The following is an 18,729-nucleotide window of genomic DNA, read 5'->3' as shown; positions in this document are numbered from 1 at the left end:
AACGCTTGCACCGGCATCAGCGCCCGCTGCCGTTTCCTCTTCGGTGCCCCTTTGCCCGCGTAACAATCGACTCAGGCGATAGTGTCGCGGACCAAGCAATTCAGCGTTTTGAAACTGCAAGACTTCATAGCCGCTGGTGCGGGTTTTGACGGCAAGCGCATTTGCTCCCGCCAGCACCTCTTGTACAGATCTTGAACTTGGGTGCCCGGAGAAAAACTCAATGTCCAGAACCTGCCCTTCATCCCAAATCCACAGGGGGCCAGCTTCCAATGGCTGCGTAAGCACCCCCATGGTGGCTGGGCTTTCCAATGTTGTAACCGGCTGATATCCAGTCGTCCCGGCCGTTCGCTCAAGCGCGTAGCCACCCGGCCACGGCTCGGCAAAGACCGCAAGCCGGGGCGCGTGCGCCGCATCTTCTTCACTGAGCATGGGCAGGTCCAGAACCTCAAAGACAGGCGGCCCCAGAACCCGCGAGCGAAACGGCACGATATCAGCGGCACCGCTTTTCAGCATTGCAGGCGCGCCGCTTCCCAGAACCACGCCTTCTATTTTCCGACGATCTGTTTCCTCCACGGACAGAATTCGGAGCTTTAGCGGCGGGTCGAACTCTTCCGTCGGAGTGCTCTTGATCTCAACAGTATCGCCTACATCAACGGCCAAGTCCCCCGGCCCGAGGGCAAATTGCACCCGTTCGCGCTCCTGCCAGATGCGGTGCAGACGGCGCTCGGCGAGCACTTGAGCGTCCTCAGGTTTGAGCACCGCATTCAGATCAAGGCTCTCTATGGTTCGGCTGCCGCCTTCAAGGCGGCGAGACCCGGCAATCCGCGTTCGGAAATCCGTCACCGGATCACTTGCACCGACCCTCACCTCATGGGGCAATTCATTGGCTTGTGCCCGCGTGCGTGACAGGATCGCTTCGTCTGCGGCCGGTTCTGCCAGAGACTTCGCCTCAAGACTTTGAACGATCGGCCCGTCGCTGTCCTTGAACACGACCTGCGTCCCCAGATCAGCCGCCAATCCGCCATAGGCGTTGAGAAGCGGCTCCAGAACCTGCTGTGCGGAAACCGGAGCTGGAATAGCAAGACCATCAATCGAGCCCTTCAAGTCATGCACCGGGAAGTCGGCAGCCGATAATCCGAAGTCTTCCAGGATTTTCATGACCACAGCCGTCAATCCGGACGCGCCCAGACGCCCTGTCAGCCAATGGCCCAGCGCCCAGTTGGCACCATCGGCCCACACATCGCCGTAACGCGGAAAGGCTGGATATGGCCGGGCGTCCCATGTCCAGAGATAGATGCCGTTCGGCTCCACCATCGGCCCGCCGTATTGTAGCGACACCGGTTGCACGGCTGGCAAATGGAGCGGATGCCCTGCCCCCTAATAACTTAAGTGAGCCTCCAGGGCCCGGCGCTGAATGAGGTCATCGCGTATCCCGCACGAAAAATGCGGCACGGCATTTTCGGAGGATTTCGGATCGACAAACACATTGGGCTGATTGGCACCGCGATCAATGGCCGGAACGCCCAGTTCGGTAAACCGGATGGGTTTTGAACCGGGCACCCAAAGTGTCGGGCTTGCCAACTCGCTTCCCGCAACGCGCTCAAAATGCTGATTTTCCCACCATGAACGAATGTCCTTTGTGCGGTAAACCCACGGTTTGCCTGCGGCTCCATCCGTAATGGGCGTCCGGTGTCCGACCTCACGGTCGGCGTCCGTGGCGTAATACCAGTCATGATATTCGCCGCGCTCGATTTGGCTGTGCAGGGTTTCCACATCATAGGGATCACGGTTTCCGTCCGGATCACCCGCGTCCCGTTGGTCTGCAATCGGCAGGTAATTGTCGATCCCGACAAAATCGATCTCCGGGGCCGCCCAAAGTTTGTCGAGCGGAAACCGCAGTTCCTGATCCGAGATGGGATGCGCGCCATATTCCGACCAATCCGCAGCGTAAGACAGTTTGGTTGCGGGTCCCAGCACCTGCCTTGCCTCGCTCGCAAGGCTGACCCACTGATCAACGAAGGGATAAAGGCCACCACCCGCATGGGCTCTGCTCAGCCCACGCATTTCCGTACCGATCAGGAACGCTTCAACCCCGCCAGCAGCTTTGCACAGCGCTGCGCAGTGCAAAATGTGCCGTCGGAAACCCCAACTATCAGGCCCAGAATATGCAACAGAACCGGCAGAAACAGAAAAGTTCGCTGCTGAAATACTTCCAAAAAAGGATGCTGCCACAGCCATAGGGTCTGCGGCTGACACGATGCGCCCACGCCAGGGAAACGGTGCTTGCTCGTTTGCTCCGTAAGGGTCGGCAAGCCCATTGCCGGGGGCAATATCCATCAGGACGAAGGGAATAAGCATCACCTCAAGGCCGCGTACCTTCAAGTCTTTGATGGCCGCAATAACCGTGTCATCTGAAGGTGTGCCGCCATAGGCTGGGCGCCCCTCTAGCCGGGAGACTAACTCTGCCTGCTCACGACTGACACCTGAGACAGACCAAGTCGCGCCTGATGTGGTTTTGTCCGCCACCTCCACCTTGGGCTTGATGGAACGCTGGCCTGCACGCAAATCATCCCCAAACCACGCCACCACCAGAGCAACACGTTTCAGATTTGGGCACAGGGCCTGCAATTCATCAATCGAGGCTTGCCAGTCGGAGTTCGCTCCACTGACATGCGTATTCACGCTTTCCGTCACACCGGGGCGCGGCTGACTGGTCACCTGATGAGGCGCATAGACGAACTCGCCCGCGCCGGGAATAATCGTGACGGCCTGCACCAGATTTTCCAGATGATCGACAGGCCGGATTACCTCAAAGGAAAGCTGCGGCAAGCGGTTGCCAAACTCTTCCAGCGGCAGACGCTCAAACACCACATAGGCTGTGCCTCGATAGGCCGGAGCCGTGCCTTGCAAAGCCGACACCAGCGGGTCTGGCAATTGATCATCAACACCAAGATAGATGCGCATGGGCAGACTTGAGGCATCGATTTCCTTGCCATCTGCCCAAACGCGCCCGACCCGGACAATCGGGCCCTCGCAAATGGCAACGGCGAAATTGGCGAAGTAGGAATAGGACTTCACCTTGACATTCGGCCCGCCGCCCTTGCCGCCGTGGCGTTCCTCGCTCACCACTTCTTCAAAGCGGGAAGACCAGATCACCTGCCCGGACAGGCGCACCCGGCCATAGACCTTTGGCAAGCTTGCCCCTTCGGTGGAGGCCTGAACGTCCAGATCCTTCAGCCGCGCGCCTTCAATCGTCCGGGTCGAGCCGAACAAGGATTGGTCAACCAGCCCCCCGGCCAATGCACCGGCGGCGGCCAAAATCAATGTTGCCATGGGGAACCTCCGGGAAACGAGAAAACGGCAGCAACCCGCCGTTTCCAGGCGGGTACAAGCGGTGTTTCGACAACGCCAATGCGGTCATAGGTGTGAATGAGGCTGGTGGATGAAGCGAGGATGCCCGCATGTTTGGCGGGCGACCCATCCTTCCATCGAAAAACCAGAATATCGCCCGCGAGATTGTTGATTTTCACTGAGAACTGACCCGGTATTTTCACCGAGAATTGACCCACCTTTAGTTATGCGTCGTGGTCTATGACGCGGTCAATGTTGGGGTCTCCTTTCTAGTTTTCTTTGTATCCTTGGAACTGGCTTTGAAGCGGTAGCTGTCGTTGCCTGTTTCCAAGATGTGGCAGCGGTGCGTGAGGCGGTCTAAGAGAGCGGTGGTCATCTTTGCATCTGTGAAGACCTGCGCCCATTCTGAGAAGCTACGGTTGGTTGTGATGATGACGCTTGTGCGCTCGTAGAGCTTGCTGAGCAGGTGAAAGAGCAGCGCCCCACCTGATGAACTGAACGGCAGGTAACCGAGCTCATCCAGGATGACCAAGTCGACTTTGGTCAGCATATCAGCGATTTTCCCAGCCTTGCCAATCGCTTTTTCTTGCTCCAGTGCATTGACCAGCTCCACTGTTGAGAAGAACCGAACCTTGCGCCTGTGGTGTTCGATCGCCTGAACGCCGATTGCTGTGGCGGTGTGGCTTTTGCCCGTGCCGGGCCCACCGATCAGAACGACATTCTCGGTGTTTTCGATGAACTCACACCGGTGTAACTGCCGGACTTTCGCTTCGTTAATTTCACTGGACGCAAAATCAAAGCCGGTGAGGTCTTTGTATGCAGGGAAGCGGGCGACCTTTGTGTGGTAAGCGATGGATCGAACCTCTCGTTCCGCCATTTCAGCCTTGAGCAGCTGTGATAACATCGGGGTCGCGGCTTCAAAGGCTGGGGCACCTTGGGCGACCAGGTCTTCGACGGCATTTGCCATGCCATAGAGCTTGAGGCTGCGCAGCATGATGACGATAGAGGCTCCGGCTGGGTCATGACGCATGGCGCTTCTCCCCAGCCTGTCTCAGGCCATCGTAACGATTTAGATTTGCCTCGGGCGTGGTTTGCAATGCCAAGGCGTCCGGTGGGTCGACTTCTGGATGTTCCGTCGGCTTACGGTCGATCAACCGGTGTAGAAGGTTCAGGATATGCGTCTTGGTTGGCACACCCGCTTCCAGCGCCTTGTCCACGGCGCGTAACACGTCCTCTTCGTTATGCTGCAGAACCAATGAGAGGATGTCGACCATTTCCCTGTCACCCCCCTCCTTGCGTAACATGCGTTCCTGCAGCCGTTGGAAGGCTTCCGGCATCTCGGTGAAGGGCGCGCCATTGCGAAGGGCGCCAGGTTTGCGCTGAATGACAGCAAGATAGTGCCGCCAGTCATAAACAACCTTGCCTGATTTGCGGCAGGACCGATCAATGAGCCGTGCATGTTCACAAACTGTTTGCCCTTCGGCCACAACGACCAGTCGGTCAGGGTAGACATGCAGGCTGACACGGCGGTTCGCAAAGCTGGCGGGCACGCTATACCTGTTGCGTTCGAATGTGATCAGGCATGTGGGAGACACTCGCTTGCTATGTTCGATAAATCCATCGAAGGCCGGCGGCAGAGCCATCAGCATTGGCTTCTCAGCTTTCCACACATCGGCGAGAGACCCCGGCAAGGCTTTGTGCGGCGTCTCCGCCCAAAGGGCGATGCACCGATCTTCAAGCCATTGGTTCAGTTCAGCCAGATCTGCAAGGACGGGCATGACCTGCCAAAGCCGATTGCGCGCGTCCTGGACGTTCTTCTCGACCTGGCCTTTCTCCCAACCTGAAGCCGGATTGCAGAACTCAGGCTCAAAGACGTAGTGGCTAGCCATCGCCTTGAAACGGACGTTGATGTCCCGCTGCTTGCCTTTGCCGACGCGATCAACCGCTGTCTTCATATTGTCATAGATCCCTCGGCCAGGAACGCCGCCAAACACGCGGAACGCGTGCCAATGGGCGTCAAACAGCATCTCGTGCGTTTGCAGCAGGTAAGCCCGGACCAAAAACGCCCGACTGTGTGACAACTTGATATGCGCGACCTGAAGCTTCAGTCGCTCGCCGCCAATATTGGCCCAGTCTTCACTCCAATCAAACTGGAAAGCTTCGCCGGGCTGGAAGATCAGAGGCACAAATGTGCCGCGCCCTGTCGTCTGTTCCGCCCGCTGCCGGTCCGCACGCCACGCACGGACAAAGGCCGCCACACGTTCATAGGAGCCATCATACCCTAACTGCACCAGATCCACGTGCATCTGTTTGACGGTTCGACGCTCTTTGCGCGACTTGCGCGTCTGGGCCACAAACCAAGAAGACAAACGGTCCGCATACGGATCAAGTTTGGTTGGTCGCGGCGGGGTTTTGAACTTCGGCTCAACAATGCCCTCGCGCAGATACTTCTTCACCGTGTTGCGAGATAAACCCGTGCGACGGGAAATCTCTCTGATTGGCATTTTGTCACGCAATGCCCAGCGTCGAATGACACTCAAAAATCCCATGTCGATCACTCCATATCCCCCGAGCCAAAAACGTCGGGGTAGTGTGTTCACATGGGTCAGTTCTCAGTGACAATTTATGGGGCCACCGGGTCAGTTCTCAGTGAAAATCAACAAGCGCACCGCAAAAGCTGTCCTTTGCCGGATGCCCATCCAGCACCAGTATTTTTCGTGACATGAAAACGCTCCAAACTTTGGAATATCAATTATTGACCACGGTCAATTTTTGGAGCTCTTATGTCGGCAATGTCCGATCCGGAAAAGACACCCCAGCGCAAGCCGCAGGCGCGCACCCTTCTCACGCGGTCTCGCATTCTTGAGACCACGCAGAAACTTGCCTCGGAAAGGCAGCTGGAAGATATCACGGCGGAGGAAATTGCGGCCGCAGCTGGTGTCGCCAAAGGCACGGTTTTTGCCCATTTCGGGGATATGGACGGGCTTTATTCCTATGTGCTTCTGGACCGTTTGACAGCCCTGCGCCTTGAGACCGACAAGGATGACATGTTCGCGGCCGCTTGTGCCTCAGATCCACTTTCGGTTTTGGCATCGCGCATGATGAAACTGGTTGAAGTGATCACCCACACACCAGTGATGCTGCGCATTTTCATGGAGAATATCGGCGCCACCAAAGGCAACTGCGCCCCAGAGTTTGTCGAGCAACTGGATGTGCTCGACAGGCATCTGGTGACCTTTTTGGAAAAGTGGCAATCCTCGCCAGATCTGTCTCCCCCTCTCAGACGGGACCGGGATCCGCAAGAAATGGTCGACGGGTTGATTGCATTCATGTGCCACGGCGCGATTTTGTGGCAATCTCACCAAATAGAAGACATGCATACAATTGAAGAACGACTGCGGCGTCATGCCGAGGCTTTCCTCGTTGCTGCACCCTCCCCATAAAAGACTTAACAAACCTTAAACAATTCACATTCAATTTGACTTACTTGCCACCTACAACACATAAGCTGACGACGATACAACTTACAGTATCGACTCCCTGTAAAGCCTGTGAAATCATGGGACAGCCTGACGAAGAATGATCAGGTTACGCCAACAAAAACACAGATTTGGCCCCATCAAGGAATCGAACCATGCTCTTTACAGCTTATGTCGCCGTGTGCTTGTCCACAGTCGCCGTGCCTGAATGCAACAAGGAAACGGCCCTCAACTGGATGGTTGCCCCCGGCCAACACCAGCTCGCTTTTTGCATGATCAATGGTCAACGCTATGCCGCGTCATCGGGCATGGTCCATGACGGCGAGTATGTGAAAATCTTCTGCAAGGCCAACGACCAGTTCGGTATTACTGGTTAGATTCTATATCCTCGCCCGGCCAGAAAACCACATGGTGCTCGTAATCCTCGAGTGCCATTCCGTCTTCTGAGACTGTTCGGTTTTCGACCGAAACTCCTGCCTGATGGACAGTGTCCGGATCGCCTGATAGGAGCGGATGCCACCAGTAAAGGTCTCGCCCTTCCTGCACCAGCCGATAGGCGCAGGTTGGCGGCAACCAGCTCAAGGTGCGAACTTCCGACGGGGTCAGGTGGATACAATCCGGCACGGTCGCTGCGCGGTTTTCATAATCCTTGCAGCGGCAACTTTCGCCATCGAGCAACGTGCATCGCACGTCCGTCCAGACGATCTGGCCCGTATCCCAGTCTTCCAGCTTGTTCAAACAGCATCTGGCGCATCCGTCGCACAGAGATTCCCATTGCGCTTGGGACATGTCGTCTAAGGATGTTGTCTTCCAGAAGGGTTCGCCGCTTTGCGGCGGTGTGGCATTGGGCACGGGATCACGAACCTTTCAGAGGATTTTGAAGATGTCACTTGTCATGACATTTCATCTCGTCTTGCCGCCTATCATGCTCGGAACCACCTGACAATCGGCAGCTTTTTCAGCGAACACCCTCCGAAATCTTTAAAGTCATGCAGCACAACCGGTGATTTCTGCCGATTGGTCAAATTTTCCGATAGGTTCCGGTTCTCTTTTGGCGCGCCAGCCGCTATTTTGATTGCAACCCTGACGATCCTTGAAAAGGTCTGCTCGCAACGTGACCCAGGACACACCTGACGGCGAAAAACAATCGGCAGTTTCGCAGGTTCGCCCGGAGCGGAAATTCCGCCACTACCTGCTGGCGTTTGACGCTTGGGTCGACACCGCGCTTTGGACCATTGGTACAGGGATCAAGCGGCTTTGGGACGGCTATGACACGTTCTTGCGCAGGTTCAGAGCGCGCGGGTTCTGGCGTTGGATGGCGGAACTTTCTTCTGATGGCCTGACCTACGGCCTTGCCGGTCTAATCGTCGTTCTTGCCTTCGCGCAGCCGGCCTTTGAGGCCACCCGAACAGCAGACTGGAAGACAACTGACGAATTTGCGGTGACATTTCTCGACCGGTTCGGCAATGAAATCGGCAAGCGCGGAATTGTCTTGAACGACAGTGTGCCGCTGAATGAAATTCCGGATTCTCTGATCAAGGCAACGCTTGCCACAGAGGATCGGCGCTTTTTCTATCATTTCGGCATCGACTTCATGGGCACGTTCCGCGCCATGGTGGAAAACGCGCGCGCGGGCGGCGTCGTGCAAGGTGGCTCGTCGCTCACCCAGCAGTTGGCCAAGAACCTCTTTTTGACGAATGAGCGCACTTTGGGCAGGAAAATCAAGGAAGCCTATCTTGCGCTCTGGCTGGAAGCCAATCTCACCAAGCAGGAAATCCTGAAGCTTTATCTCGACCGGGCTTATATGGGCGGCGGTGTGTTTGGCGTCACAGCTGCGGCCGAGTTTTACTTCAACAAAAACATCCGTGAGCTGTCTCTTGCGGAAAGTGCGATGCTGGCCGGGCTCTACAAGGCTCCCACCAAATACGCGCCGCATGTGAACCTGCCAGCAGCGCGTGCCCGCGCCAATGAAGTTCTGACCAACATGGTTCAGGCCGGACTGTTGACGGAAGGCCAGGTGATCGGCGCTCGGCGCAATCCGGCCATTGCCGTTGATCGCTCGCAAGAACGCTTACCGGAATATTATCTCGACTGGGCGCTGGAAGAAGTGAAGAAGCTGGCCAGAGAAACGCGAACGCTTGCCAATGACCGCATTCTGACCGTGCGCACCACCTTTGATCCGGCGCTGCAAAAACAGGCAGACTTTGCCGTGGAAACAACCTTGCGCGACAATGGCAAGGCTCGAGACGTCAGCGAAGCCGCGCTGGTTGCGATGGTTCCGGACGGCGCTGTCGTGGCCATGGTTGGCGGCTCGTCCTACGGCAACAGCCAGTTTAACCGCGCGACAAATGCCCTTCGCCAGCCCGGCTCAACCTTCAAGCCGTTCGTCTACATGACAGCGTTCATGAACGGTTATTCCAAGGACAGCATTGTTCCTGATCGCCCGATCAGCATCGGCAACTGGTCTCCGAAAAACTACAACCGCAGCTACCGTGGACCTGTGAGCCTGAAACTGGCGCTTACAAAATCGATCAACACCATTCCGGTGCGGCTGTCACAGGCCATCGGGCGCGACAAGATCCTCGAGACCTCTTACAAAATGGGGATCACCCACGAGCTTCAAAATTCTGTCTCGCTGCCCATCGGCTCTTCTGAGGTCACCGTCATTGATATGGCCGCCTCTTACTCGACTTTTGCAAATGGCGGGATGCGGGCCGAGCCCTATGCCATTGTAGAAGTGAAGAACAGCAACGGCGACACGCTTTACCGGCGCGATGAAAGTGCCCCCATTGCGCAGCGCGTCTTGCCTGCCGATAAGGTGGAGGAAATGAACGACATTCTGGTGAACGTCGTGGAAGCGGGAACCGGACGTCGTGCCCGCCTTGAAAACACGGTCGCTGCTGGCAAGACCGGCACCACCAATGCTTACCGCGATGCATGGTTCGTCGGTTATACGGGGAACTTTGTGGCCGCTGTCTGGTATGGCAATGACAACTTCCTGCCGACACGCCGACTGACCGGCGGCAACCTTCCGGCGATGACCTGGCAAAAGTTCATGGCCTACGCCCATAACGGCATTGAATTGACGGCCTTACCGGGTATTGATCCTTCCACTCTGCGCCGTCCACAATTGGCCAAGGCAACTCGGCAGACCGAGAGCATCCAGCAACCGCGCATCTTGAACAAGAGAGCCCTTGGCGTTCTACAAGGCATCGGCTCCAATCTGAAGGCCATTATGCCCTCCGTTGAAGCCTCCGTTCAAAACGGGGACACTGTGGCGCGCGTCGAATGAACCAGCAGTGGCAACCAACCGGTGAAGAGAACCTTTACCGCTCTGATCTTCCCCGCGTTCTACAAAGTTCGCGCCCTGCCCCCCTGCGGTCCGTTCTGACCGTTGTAATCACTCTCATATTCGGCTCTCTGATCGGAATTGTGAGCGCTTTCCTCCTGATTGAACGCGAGCGTCCGCTGCTGCCTTTGACGATTGGGCCGTGGGAGGCTTATCCGGAGGCTGGAACTTCGGAAGCCGATCCTTATTCGGTAGCAATCTATACCCGAGGTGCCTTGATTCCCCTTGCTTCCGGTGAAGGGCTGATGCTTACCGCCCATAAAGATAGTGAAGGACGGCGGCTCGATCCGACTTGCACCTATTCTGTGTCGGGTCAGACACCGACGGCCCGGTTCTGGACCTTGTCGGCAACAAACGAAAATGGAAAACTTCAGAAGACATTGGCCGGACGCACCTTCGTTACCAGCTCCGGCTTGCTGAGACGGGAAGACGGCAGTTTCGACATCACCGCCTCTGCAAGCCCTTACCCCGGCAATTGGCTACCCTTGCCGCGATACGCTCGCAGCTCAGACGGGATGATCCTGACCCTTCGTCTTTATGATGCGCCGGTCACCACGGGCGCAGCTCTCAGCGGTGCGACAATGCCCGAGATTTCAAGGGTGTTTTGCCAATGACCCTATCGAAAAGCATGAGCTGGACCGTTGGTATTCTGGCAACCCTCGCCATTGCAGGCATCGTCCACATTCTGGTTATTCTTTCGATCCCGAAGAACGTTACGCACAGCGCCTATGCAAAGACAGCCGATTTCGGAGCTGACTTCCAATTCAACATTTTGAGCGAAGTCCTGCCCGGTCAAGAACCCCTTCCCGCCCTTGATCCTGCCATGACGCATGCGGTTTGCCGGTTCCAGATCGAGGAAGGCCCGGTCCAGTTTACGGCCAGCCTGCCCGTGCCGTTCTGGTCCATTGGTCTTTTTGATGTGACAGGGCAGATCATCTACAGCCTAAACAATCGGACTGCGGGATCTGAAACCCTGTCCATGCTACTTCTGTCCCCTGCCCAGCTTTCAATCTTGCGGGAAAACCCGCCCGAAGACCTCGAAGACCTGATTGTCATTGAAACCGAGAAGCAGGAGGGCTTTGCCATTTTGCGCGCTTTTGTCTCCCACCCGACAGAACTGGCAGACACCAAAGCCGCCCTGCAAAACGCTGCTTGCGATTTACTCAATTAGTTATTTTTTACAATGCTTATAAATATTAAGGGTTTTTACGACCTTTCAAAGAATGTGAGGCTGGATCATAGTTTTAGTGTCGTGACTTCGCAGATACGGTCATGACCAGTCGCCTGTGAACAGTTGGAGCGCCAGGAGAACATACAAACTGTAGCGGGCCGCCACCTGCATCTCCCTGTTCGATTACTGGTTCCAAACGTTCGGATTGCCACCGCAATTCAATTTCCTGCATAAGACTGATCTCCCTTACCGCCGTTTTTCAGCGAGACTGGAAAACGGCGGTTTTTACTGCTGCTATTGGCAATAGTTAGGAAGCTTAGACTATTTTTGGGTCGTCGGGCGTTCCGTGCCCCAGTTTTCATAGATGCGAGAGCGACGGACCGGTTCTGCGCTCGGCGCTGTACCGCCGACATCGCAGCCCTTTTCAGCCAAACGCACCTGCCCTTCCATTTGCGGATGGCCGTGTTGACCTGCCACAATCGGTCACCAGTGGGGGTTTCTATTTCCAGACTGTCCAGCGCTGTCTTGTAGGCTTTGATCCGATAACGTAGCGCCTGCCCGACCCAGCGGATCGTGACCCGGTTTTCCCAAACCCGCGCCTTCGCACCGTCATAAAGTTCAGAGGTTGTGAGCTTTTTGTTTTCCAAAACCCGCAGGCGTTCCTGGTCTGCCTTGCGAACTCGTGTTGCAATCACGCAAAATGGTGGCACGAGTTCGGCATCACCGTTTGCGTCCGAGGCGATCCGGTCATAACGCGCATCACTGGAGCGGAATTTGTCTGTCCTGAGGAACGTGTAATAGAGGTCAACCGGAACCCGCCCCTCCAACTCAGGCAAGGCCCGGGTGCGTGATAGCTCCACAATCGTGCCGCCGATCCAGTCTTCCACCCAAGGCGGTCGGATCAAGGCCCAAGCACGATCGCGCAATAGCTTTTCGTCATTGGTCATGTTGAATTTGGATACCGGGTCGCCGCGCAGTCTGGCAGCCTGTTCCCCCATTGCCGGCATGATCGTGTCATGGATCACAGAGGGTTCAGCCCGGTTAAAGTCCCCGGTGGGACGTGTGCAGCCGGTCAGAATGGCGACCGCAAGCACTGGCAAGACCATTGGCGCATATGCCCGACCAAGTCGGCGCCACAGCGGGCTGCCATTTTGATCTGCCTTGGCATTGGCATTCGGGTTTGCGCCCATGTGGCTGGTCTCCACGGATCCTCGGGATCGGCAGGTCCAGCCCGAAACGTCAATCAGCTTCAGAACGGGCTGGTTTGGCCGTTTTACTGATCGTCCCGATTCTCGCTGCCAAATCAAGTTCGTTGCGCTCGTAGCGCACACCTGGAAAGATCACAACCTCTCCTGCGGGTGCCGATGCGCTACGTCCGACCGGTCTGGTGGTCCGGGTCAGACGGGATGAGGGTCTGGGTGCGGATGCAAAATCCAGTAAAGTACCCATCGTTCTCTCCTTTGGTTTTCCAAACCGCGCTCTTTCAAAAACGGGGTCCGGTTTCAACGGGCGACGCAATACTTCGACTTCTACGAAAGATATTAAGCCTTCATCAGGGTTAATAGGTTGCTAACGGTTTTCCCCCATCTTGCCGAAGTGCCCTTTGGCACCGGTTCACTCAGTTTTTCGTGTACAAGAATTATGAGCCTGCTCGTGCAACCCGACACCACATCCAAAGCGACCAACGCCTCCAATATCAGCGCGCCTGAAACGGACCGTGGCGTTCTGCTTTCCGCCTGTGAACTGTTTGTCAGCAGGACGCACCATGCCCCTGAAGACACACGGGTTTTCACCGAGCTTGCGCTCAATCTTCTGCCCAAAACCAAACTGAGTGACAGGCGACGCATCTCCAGCTTGCTGGCTCGGCACAAGCAGAGCCCATTGCCGCTTCTTGAAATGCTGGCGCTCGATGCTGACCCTTTGACAGCCTATTCCGTCCTCCGGTTTGCCGATGACATTCCGATGAAAATTCTTGAGGAAATCATTGTGCGCGGCCCGGACAGTCTGCGTCAGGCCATCGGAGAACGGCCAGTTCTGACGGTTGAAATTGTGGAGGGCATTTGCCGCCATGGCGGGGAAAATGTCGTTCAACGCCTCCTTGCCCGCCCCGGTATCTCCCGTTTCATCAAAAAGCCTAAACCGGTGGTCAAGCCGGGAGATGACGGCAAGGTCTATGTCGAGAACATCACCCGCGAAACAAAGCAGACCCCCGACAAGCTGATGACGGACTTCTTTTCGCTGGACAAGAAGCTGCGCGGCAAAGCCATTGCAGCTGCCGAAATGTCCGCCATTGTCGGACAGACCAACGGCAACCTTGCCTCGGTTCCTTCAGTTCCTCGCGATGAAGATCTGGTTGAGATTATCCTCACGACCGTCCTCAGCGAAAATCCATTCAACGCCGTAAAAGTTCTCGGGCAAACGATGCAGCTCGCCCCTGAAACGATTACGCAGATCATCGATGAGGACAATGGTGACAGTCTCGCGATTGTCTTGAGGTCTCAAGGCTTTACGGAAGAAGAAGCGACAACGATTATCATTCGGACTCTGGGTCAGCGCCGCGGGCTTTTGCAGCTCCGTCCGGTCTTTACCCTATTCCGGAATATCAGCTTGAGCGCCTCCCAAATTCTGGTCGGCCACTGGTCGATTGAGCGCAAGAAGCCTGCAGCCCAGCCTGCAAAAGGCCATCAGCCCATCCACACAGATGCAGAAAAGAAAATCAGTCTGTCTGAGACGCCTGCAGCTACCGAAGCTGCATCGGCCGCTCAAAAGCCATTCGGGCGCAGAGCGGGCTTTACTGGATCATAACGGTGGCCACTGAGGCCTTTCTTGATCGGCCTCATCGTCCGCCAGTGGCAGATCGATTGCACCGCCTCTGGCTTCCACATCGACCAGCCAATAATCTGGATCCATCCGATCTTCGCTCGCTAGGCGCGAAAGCACCGTCTCCTTGTCAGCTGCGCTCAAAACGCGCTCAAACAAGCGTCCATCTTTAGGCTCCATGAAAAACGCCTGCGGAGCCGGTCCATAAAGATCAAACTCTCCATCCAGTCGATCAACGAGCACAAAAACAGCACCGGCTTCCGGCGCTCCCCGCTTGGAGATCGCCGCAAACCCGCCTTCGGAAAAGATCCGCCGGACCAAAGCTGTGACGTAAAAATCAGATGTAACGCGCATGACGTTTCCGGTTTGTCAGCCATGAAAAGGGGCAATCCGGGTTTCTCACCCGCTGATGCGCTGCCCGCTGACCTTTTCAAGGCGCTGGATCACATCCGGGCTCGGTTCTCCGGTCAATGGCAAGCCGCGATCCAGCTCAAACCGCCGGATTGCAATAGATGTGTTTTCCCCCATCACGCCGTCAGCGGCAAGGGGCCCGTAGCCAAGATCGGCCAATAACCGTTGAATGTTTGCAAGACGCGCATCTCGGACAGGAAGTTCTGCTGGCGGTGCGCCAAAATCATTGTCGAGCGTTCCGACCTGCTGACGCGGCTTGGGGCGCGGCACCGGAACATCTCCCAGAACAGGCTCAGGTGTCGTTGACGGAACCGTTGTGGGAGCGGATTTATTCAGCGACAAAATGGCCAAAAGTGCTTCGGTCGGCTCGCCGGTCTCCAGTTTGCCAAGCTTGCGTTCCGCCAGGCGGATCGCGCGTTCCGTTGCCGGACCGTTCATGCCATCAAGCGGACCTTCATAAAGGCCCTGATTGCGCAGCTCCAGCTGAAGATCCAGCACCAGAGGCGACATCTGCTGCACTGGCACGGTTTCATCCGGTTGCAATTGTGGCTGCGTATCGATGTTGCGGGTGGCAAAAAGCGGTGCTGGATGCATGCCGGATTGCAGGCCAAGTGCGTTGGCAATGATCAAGGTTCCGGTCAAGGCCATGACAAGAGCGCCGCCTGCCGCAACTGGATTGTCGCGCGCAAAGCCCCCGGCCTTGTCGACCAGACCTTCAGGTTTCTGAACCTTTTTTTGACCTCGGCTCCGCGGCATTCGCCGTCCTTTGTTCTATAATCTTACCAAACTCTACGGTCTGGTTCCCACATCAGTTTTTCGTCGCACGCATGGTTGCGCAGGCTCTCAAGCCTTATGCAATCCTGCGCGCTGGAGGTGTTTTGTCTTGTTTTTCCGGCTCAGAATACCCTGAAACCGGGGCTGCACATGGTAGGCGCAACATCAAGCGGCATTCGCCATTCGGCTCAACATGGCTTTCTGTGACGCCGCCCTGCATGGCGCATAAATGTTCAACCATCGTAAACCGGAACGCGTTTTCCTGACTTTCATTCCGATTGTCGTTTTCCGCCAGCACGCTCATCTGCAGGGTCAGTTCCACGGCCCCACGACCGCGAGAGGCTGTCAGCGAGATTTGATCACCGTCGGCAGCATTGTCCAACATGGCGCGGAAAGACTGGATCAAGAGGTTATGGATGACCTTTCGGTCTGCCGGAATTGTCGTGCGGCAATGCGGCATGGACATTGACAAAGCCACACTAACACTGTCTGCCAGTGGCTGCATTTCAGCACCAACAATTTCCAGAGCCTCTTGAAGATCAATGGCCGTGATATCGAGCGATCGAAGTCCGGCATCAAGCGCTGCGGTTTCTTCAAGCCCATCCACTGTTTGCATCAACTGACGTCCGGTGCGCATCAGTTCATCCACGACAGCGCGCGTGCGCTCCGCCCCCTCGTGACGCGTTTCCGGCATGGCGTTCAGGAGATTGCCCAGTTTGACAAAGTTCTCTGCCGGACCGCGCAACTGAACACCAGCAGCTGCGACAAGGCCATTTTTGCGGTGAAGTTCTTCCTGAATGGCTGTACAGGCCAGATCATGATCCTGATCTGCTTCCTTGCGTTCGGTGATGTTGGAAAGGCACAGCAGAAGACCTGCATCACCTTTGTTATCTCGGGCGCGGGTCGGCTGCGCTTCCGCAGATACCCATATGTAATCTGCGGTTCCTTCATCACCCGGCTCATTCGCACCGTGGCGCAAGCGGAATTCAGACCGGCGACTGGTTGATCCAGCGCGCGCTTCTGACAGTTCCTGCAAGTAGGCCGGACGATCGGCGACATGGATGCGCTGAAACAGCCAGTTTCCACGCAGCTGGCGCTTGGTTGTCCCTAAAAACCGCTCCGGGTTTCCGCCGACGAAATGCGTCCCGCCGCTTTCGCAGCAACGAAGCACGAGATTGCCGGTTCCCTGATTCAAAAGCCGCGTTTCATCTTCGCGTGTTTCCAACCGGGTTTTCATGCGCTTCATGTCAGCGACAAGTCGGGCACACAAACCGCCTGTATAAAGAAGAGCAGCAATCCCGGAGACCGTCATCAAGAACGGATCAGAAAAATTGGTAGCCGTGCTTGCGGGAGCAACTGCGTATAGAACCCCGACCACGACAGCGCAGGCGAGCGAAGCGGTGAGCACCATACGGCGTGAGCCTGACAGGGCAGCCTCGAGCGGAACCACTGCCAGCCAGATCATCGCAAACGAAGCTGGGCCTCCGGTGACATAAGCCATCGCCCCTAAAAAAGCAGCGAAGCAAAATGCAGACAGGCCGTAAGCCCTGTCCAACCGACCCGTTTGGCTGAGATAGTGGGCAAGCGGCCACTGCGCCAACATCCAACTGATCAACAGGACGAGGGGCAAGGGCGTCGGGCCAAACAAGGCCAGATGCAAAGGCAGAAAGACAAGCGACAAAACTCCGGTGACCAGAGCCACGGCCAGAAAGGCCCGGTGCCTGGGTGCTTCCAGATGATCGTTTGCCCAGTTGGGATGAACCATCGTGTTCAGAAGCCCAAGGGCCTCCTGAAAGACGGCCTGTAATTTTTGGTTCTTTATACGCAACGCTTACTACCGCGCCCTAAGGGCGATTCACACCACAATTACTTTCACGAACATTTTTCGCATCGACCACTTAAAGAACGATAAAGGATAGTGCCGACATTACGCGAAACATCATGGGCCGTGATGCCGATAACGCATGGGAAAAACTGGCATTTTTCCCGATAGTTACAATTTGAATCAATTTCATCGAAAATTTTCTTCAAACACCTGATTAATTTGAAGAAAATCTGCGCTTCCACTTCAACGCGGTCTTTGAACCTGCCTGCTAGATTGCCCTCCATAGACAAAGATAGCCCGGACAAATTGGGCAGATAGAAAAAACTGAACAGGGTAGCAAAGATGTTTTTTCTCCTACGTACGACGTTCTGGATCACGCTTGTTCTGGTTCTCATCCCGCTTGGGTCCGACCGAGACGACTCACATTTTGAATCGGTTGATCCCGTTGCAGCCTATTTTGCAGCTCATGCCGCAGTGGCGGATATGGGCGGCTTTTGCACACGCAACCCAGGTGCTTGCAAGACAGGTGGTGAAGCGCTGACAGCGATTGGCGCGCAAGCCCGCGACGGTGCTCGGATCGTGTATGAGTTTTTGGATGATCAGGTCACAGAGCCACACGAGGCAAATGTGCCCAGCGTTGTCGCGATCGAAAGCGTTGACGCCCCGCTGACAACCGGCTCCACATCCGCGTCGCCTGTGTTCGACGCATATAAGACAAATGGCGGCCCCGCAGTGAGTGTGGCGGATCGTCCCGAGGTTGCCCCAGAACCGGAGGCACTACTTGGTGCGGTTCCCCGCCCAAACCCGCGTTCACGTCACCGTACGTGAGCGTCCCTGTTGCGAAGGGCTCAAGAACCTGAACCCTGAGCAACTTTGCGCCCGCTTGAGCAGATTGGACGACGAAAGTTTGAAGGTCTGAATGACGGTTTAACTTATGCGGATTGTTCCGCACGCCGCAGGTGTGTTGCTGCCCATTATCACCTGCGGCGATTTTTCTTTCCCCATTCATCCTCCAAGTGCTTTTTATCCTCGATTTGCGCAATCGAGGCCCCTAGGTATAAGGGTGTGACCACATCATCCCGATATGAGCGACCATGACTACTTCACTCGACGATATTGTTGAAACGTTTGATTTTCTCGATGACTGGGAAGACCGTTACAAATACCTGATCGATCTCGGCAAAGAGCTGCCCGGCCTTGCTGACGACGAAAAGAACGAGTCCAACAAGGTGCGTGGCTGTGTTTCGCAAGTCTGGTTGGTCACGGAGGTGGATCGCAGTGGTGAAGCTCCGGTCTTGACCTATCGCGGAGACAGCGACGCGCTAATCGTTCAGGGGCTTGTGGCCGTTGCATTGGCTGTTTTCTCTGGCAAGACTGCGCAAGATGTTCTGGCGACGGATGTTGATGCGATTTTCAATCAGCTCGGCCTGCAAGAGCACCTGACCCCACAACGGTCAAACGGTCTCAAGTCGATGATCGGCCGCATTCGCGCCGATGCAGAAGCCGCATTGCGGTCTGAGGACGCCTGACAGGGCGCCCTCTTTCTTTT

The 18,729-nt window shown here is 56.0% G+C and carries 18 protein-coding genes and 1 pseudogene; 8 read left to right on the top strand and 11 right to left on the bottom strand.

The genetic code is table 11. The features are described 5' to 3' along the window. The 5 genes and pseudogenes from TRICHSKD4_RS28525 to istA form a co-directional block, all read right to left on the bottom strand. Positions 1–1,158: phage tail protein (locus TRICHSKD4_RS28525; RefSeq protein WP_247642856.1), on the bottom strand; the 1,158-nt coding region annotated here is incomplete at its 3' end. A gap of 153 nt (positions 1,159–1,311) precedes the next feature. Next, positions 1,312–2,964: pseudogene (locus TRICHSKD4_RS32440) on the bottom strand (glycoside hydrolase TIM-barrel-like domain-containing protein); the annotation flags it as partial. Between the two features lie 356 nt (positions 2,965–3,320). Beyond that, positions 3,321–3,530 (bottom strand): hypothetical protein, encoded by a 210-nt coding sequence (locus TRICHSKD4_RS21655; RefSeq protein WP_139052249.1) that lies wholly within the window; start codon positions 3,528–3,530, stop codon positions 3,321–3,323. A gap of 59 nt (positions 3,531–3,589) precedes the next feature. After that, positions 3,590–4,381, bottom strand: a complete 792-nt coding sequence (gene istB, locus TRICHSKD4_RS21650) for an IS21-like element helper ATPase IstB (protein ID WP_009465782.1) — start codon at positions 4,379–4,381, stop codon at positions 3,590–3,592. After that, a complete protein-coding gene (istA, locus tag TRICHSKD4_RS21645; protein WP_139052042.1) occupies positions 4,371–5,900 on the bottom strand; it encodes an IS21 family transposase in 1,530 nt (509 codons plus the stop codon). The genes istB and istA overlap by 11 nt, the downstream gene beginning before the upstream one ends. Before the next feature lie 234 nt (positions 5,901–6,134). Here istA and TRICHSKD4_RS21640 point away from each other — a divergent pair, with 234 nt between their 5' ends. Both TRICHSKD4_RS21640 and TRICHSKD4_RS21635 read left to right on the top strand, forming a co-directional pair. Then, positions 6,135–6,794 carry a TetR/AcrR family transcriptional regulator gene (locus TRICHSKD4_RS21640; protein ID WP_009469110.1) on the top strand — a complete coding sequence of 220 codons (660 nt, stop codon included), beginning with the start codon at positions 6,135–6,137 and terminating at the stop codon, positions 6,792–6,794. 191 nt (positions 6,795–6,985) lie between these two features. Next, on the top strand, positions 6,986–7,207 hold the full coding sequence (locus TRICHSKD4_RS21635; protein WP_009469109.1) for a hypothetical protein: 222 nt from the start codon (positions 6,986–6,988) through the stop codon (positions 7,205–7,207). On the opposite strand, the gene TRICHSKD4_RS21630 is transcribed toward TRICHSKD4_RS21635, so the two are convergent. Beyond that, positions 7,197–7,682 carry a YcgN family cysteine cluster protein gene (locus tag TRICHSKD4_RS21630; RefSeq protein ID WP_009469108.1) on the bottom strand — a complete coding sequence of 162 codons (486 nt, stop codon included), beginning with the start codon at positions 7,680–7,682 and terminating at the stop codon, positions 7,197–7,199. The two genes, TRICHSKD4_RS21635 and TRICHSKD4_RS21630, sit on opposite strands and share 11 nt — an antisense overlap. A gap of 262 nt (positions 7,683–7,944) precedes the next feature. Here TRICHSKD4_RS21630 and TRICHSKD4_RS21625 point away from each other — a divergent pair, with 262 nt between their 5' ends. The 3 genes from TRICHSKD4_RS21625 to TRICHSKD4_RS21615 are packed head-to-tail and all read left to right on the top strand — an operon-like array spanning position 7,945 to position 11,350. After that, complete coding sequence (locus tag TRICHSKD4_RS21625) at positions 7,945–10,122, top strand: transglycosylase domain-containing protein (protein WP_009469106.1); 2,178 nt, start codon at positions 7,945–7,947, stop codon at positions 10,120–10,122. Further along, on the top strand, positions 10,119–10,793 hold the full coding sequence (locus TRICHSKD4_RS21620; RefSeq protein WP_009469105.1) for a DUF1214 domain-containing protein: 675 nt from the start codon (positions 10,119–10,121) through the stop codon (positions 10,791–10,793). The genes TRICHSKD4_RS21625 and TRICHSKD4_RS21620 overlap by 4 nt, the downstream gene beginning before the upstream one ends. Next, positions 10,790–11,350, top strand: a complete 561-nt coding sequence (locus TRICHSKD4_RS21615) for a DUF1254 domain-containing protein (RefSeq protein ID WP_009469104.1) — start codon at positions 10,790–10,792, stop codon at positions 11,348–11,350. Before TRICHSKD4_RS21620 ends, TRICHSKD4_RS21615 begins: the two co-directional genes overlap by 4 nt. A 218-nt stretch (positions 11,351–11,568) precedes the next feature. Here TRICHSKD4_RS21615 and TRICHSKD4_RS21610 read toward each other — a convergent pair whose 3' ends face one another. Next, on the bottom strand, positions 11,569–12,540 hold the full coding sequence (locus tag TRICHSKD4_RS21610; RefSeq protein WP_009469103.1) for a hypothetical protein: 972 nt from the start codon (positions 12,538–12,540) through the stop codon (positions 11,569–11,571). Between the two features lie 49 nt (positions 12,541–12,589). Then, the gene (locus TRICHSKD4_RS29660) at positions 12,590–12,799 is read right to left on the bottom strand and encodes a hypothetical protein (RefSeq protein WP_009469102.1); all 210 of its coding nucleotides are present in this window, start codon (positions 12,797–12,799) and stop codon (positions 12,590–12,592) included. A 204-nt stretch (positions 12,800–13,003) separates the two neighbouring features. Here TRICHSKD4_RS29660 and TRICHSKD4_RS21605 point away from each other — a divergent pair, with 204 nt between their 5' ends. Next, a complete protein-coding gene (locus TRICHSKD4_RS21605) occupies positions 13,004–14,155 on the top strand; it encodes a hypothetical protein (protein ID WP_009469101.1) in 1,152 nt (383 codons plus the stop codon). Here TRICHSKD4_RS21605 and TRICHSKD4_RS21600 read toward each other — a convergent pair. From TRICHSKD4_RS21600 to TRICHSKD4_RS21590, 3 genes are all read right to left on the bottom strand, one after another. Next, entirely contained in the window at positions 14,150–14,524 is a 375-nt protein-coding gene (locus TRICHSKD4_RS21600) for a DUF1491 family protein (protein WP_009469100.1), read from the bottom strand. The two genes, TRICHSKD4_RS21605 and TRICHSKD4_RS21600, sit on opposite strands and share 6 nt — an antisense overlap. A gap of 45 nt (positions 14,525–14,569) precedes the next feature. Next, positions 14,570–15,337: a peptidoglycan-binding protein gene (locus TRICHSKD4_RS21595; protein ID WP_009469099.1), complete on the bottom strand. Its 768-nt coding sequence runs from the start codon at positions 15,335–15,337 to the stop codon at positions 14,570–14,572. A gap of 94 nt (positions 15,338–15,431) precedes the next feature. Further along, positions 15,432–17,183: a PAS domain-containing protein gene (locus tag TRICHSKD4_RS21590; RefSeq protein ID WP_139052248.1), complete on the bottom strand. Its 1,752-nt coding sequence runs from the start codon at positions 17,181–17,183 to the stop codon at positions 15,432–15,434. Between the two features lie 339 nt (positions 17,184–17,522). Between TRICHSKD4_RS21590 and TRICHSKD4_RS28515 the strand changes: the two genes are divergently transcribed. Beyond that, the gene (locus tag TRICHSKD4_RS28515) at positions 17,523–18,008 is read left to right on the top strand and encodes a DUF5330 domain-containing protein (RefSeq protein ID WP_009469096.1); all 486 of its coding nucleotides are present in this window, start codon (positions 17,523–17,525) and stop codon (positions 18,006–18,008) included. Between the two features lie 266 nt (positions 18,009–18,274). Further along, on the top strand, positions 18,275–18,709 hold the full coding sequence (locus TRICHSKD4_RS21575) for a SufE family protein (protein ID WP_009469095.1): 435 nt from the start codon (positions 18,275–18,277) through the stop codon (positions 18,707–18,709). Positions 18,710–18,729 lie beyond the last annotated feature (20 nt).

This window comes from Roseibium sp. TrichSKD4 (genome assembly GCF_000148725.1).
Classification (GTDB): Bacteria; Pseudomonadota; Alphaproteobacteria; order Rhizobiales; family Stappiaceae; genus Roseibium.
This window is presented reverse-complemented; position numbering and strand designations above follow the sequence as displayed.

Coding starts and splice junctions, on each gene's coding strand:
- istB (WP_009465782.1), bottom strand. CDS start 4,381: ATGCGTCATGACCCAGCCGGAGCCTCTATCGTCATCATGCTGCGCAGC.
- istA (WP_139052042.1), bottom strand. CDS start 5,900: ATGGGATTTTTGAGTGTCATTCGACGCTGGGCATTGCGTGACAAAATG.
- TRICHSKD4_RS21640 (WP_009469110.1), top strand. CDS start 6,135: ATGTCGGCAATGTCCGATCCGGAAAAGACACCCCAGCGCAAGCCGCAG.
- TRICHSKD4_RS21635 (WP_009469109.1), top strand. CDS start 6,986: ATGCTCTTTACAGCTTATGTCGCCGTGTGCTTGTCCACAGTCGCCGTG.
- TRICHSKD4_RS21620 (WP_009469105.1), top strand. CDS start 10,119: ATGAACCAGCAGTGGCAACCAACCGGTGAAGAGAACCTTTACCGCTCT.
- TRICHSKD4_RS21615 (WP_009469104.1), top strand. CDS start 10,790: ATGACCCTATCGAAAAGCATGAGCTGGACCGTTGGTATTCTGGCAACC.
- TRICHSKD4_RS21610 (WP_009469103.1), bottom strand. CDS start 12,540: ATGGGCGCAAACCCGAATGCCAATGCCAAGGCAGATCAAAATGGCAGC.
- TRICHSKD4_RS29660 (WP_009469102.1), bottom strand. CDS start 12,799: ATGGGTACTTTACTGGATTTTGCATCCGCACCCAGACCCTCATCCCGT.
- TRICHSKD4_RS21600 (WP_009469100.1), bottom strand. CDS start 14,524: ATGCGCGTTACATCTGATTTTTACGTCACAGCTTTGGTCCGGCGGATC.
- TRICHSKD4_RS21595 (WP_009469099.1), bottom strand. CDS start 15,337: ATGCCGCGGAGCCGAGGTCAAAAAAAGGTTCAGAAACCTGAAGGTCTG.
- TRICHSKD4_RS28515 (WP_009469096.1), top strand. CDS start 17,523: ATGTTTTTTCTCCTACGTACGACGTTCTGGATCACGCTTGTTCTGGTT.
- TRICHSKD4_RS21575 (WP_009469095.1), top strand. CDS start 18,275: ATGACTACTTCACTCGACGATATTGTTGAAACGTTTGATTTTCTCGAT.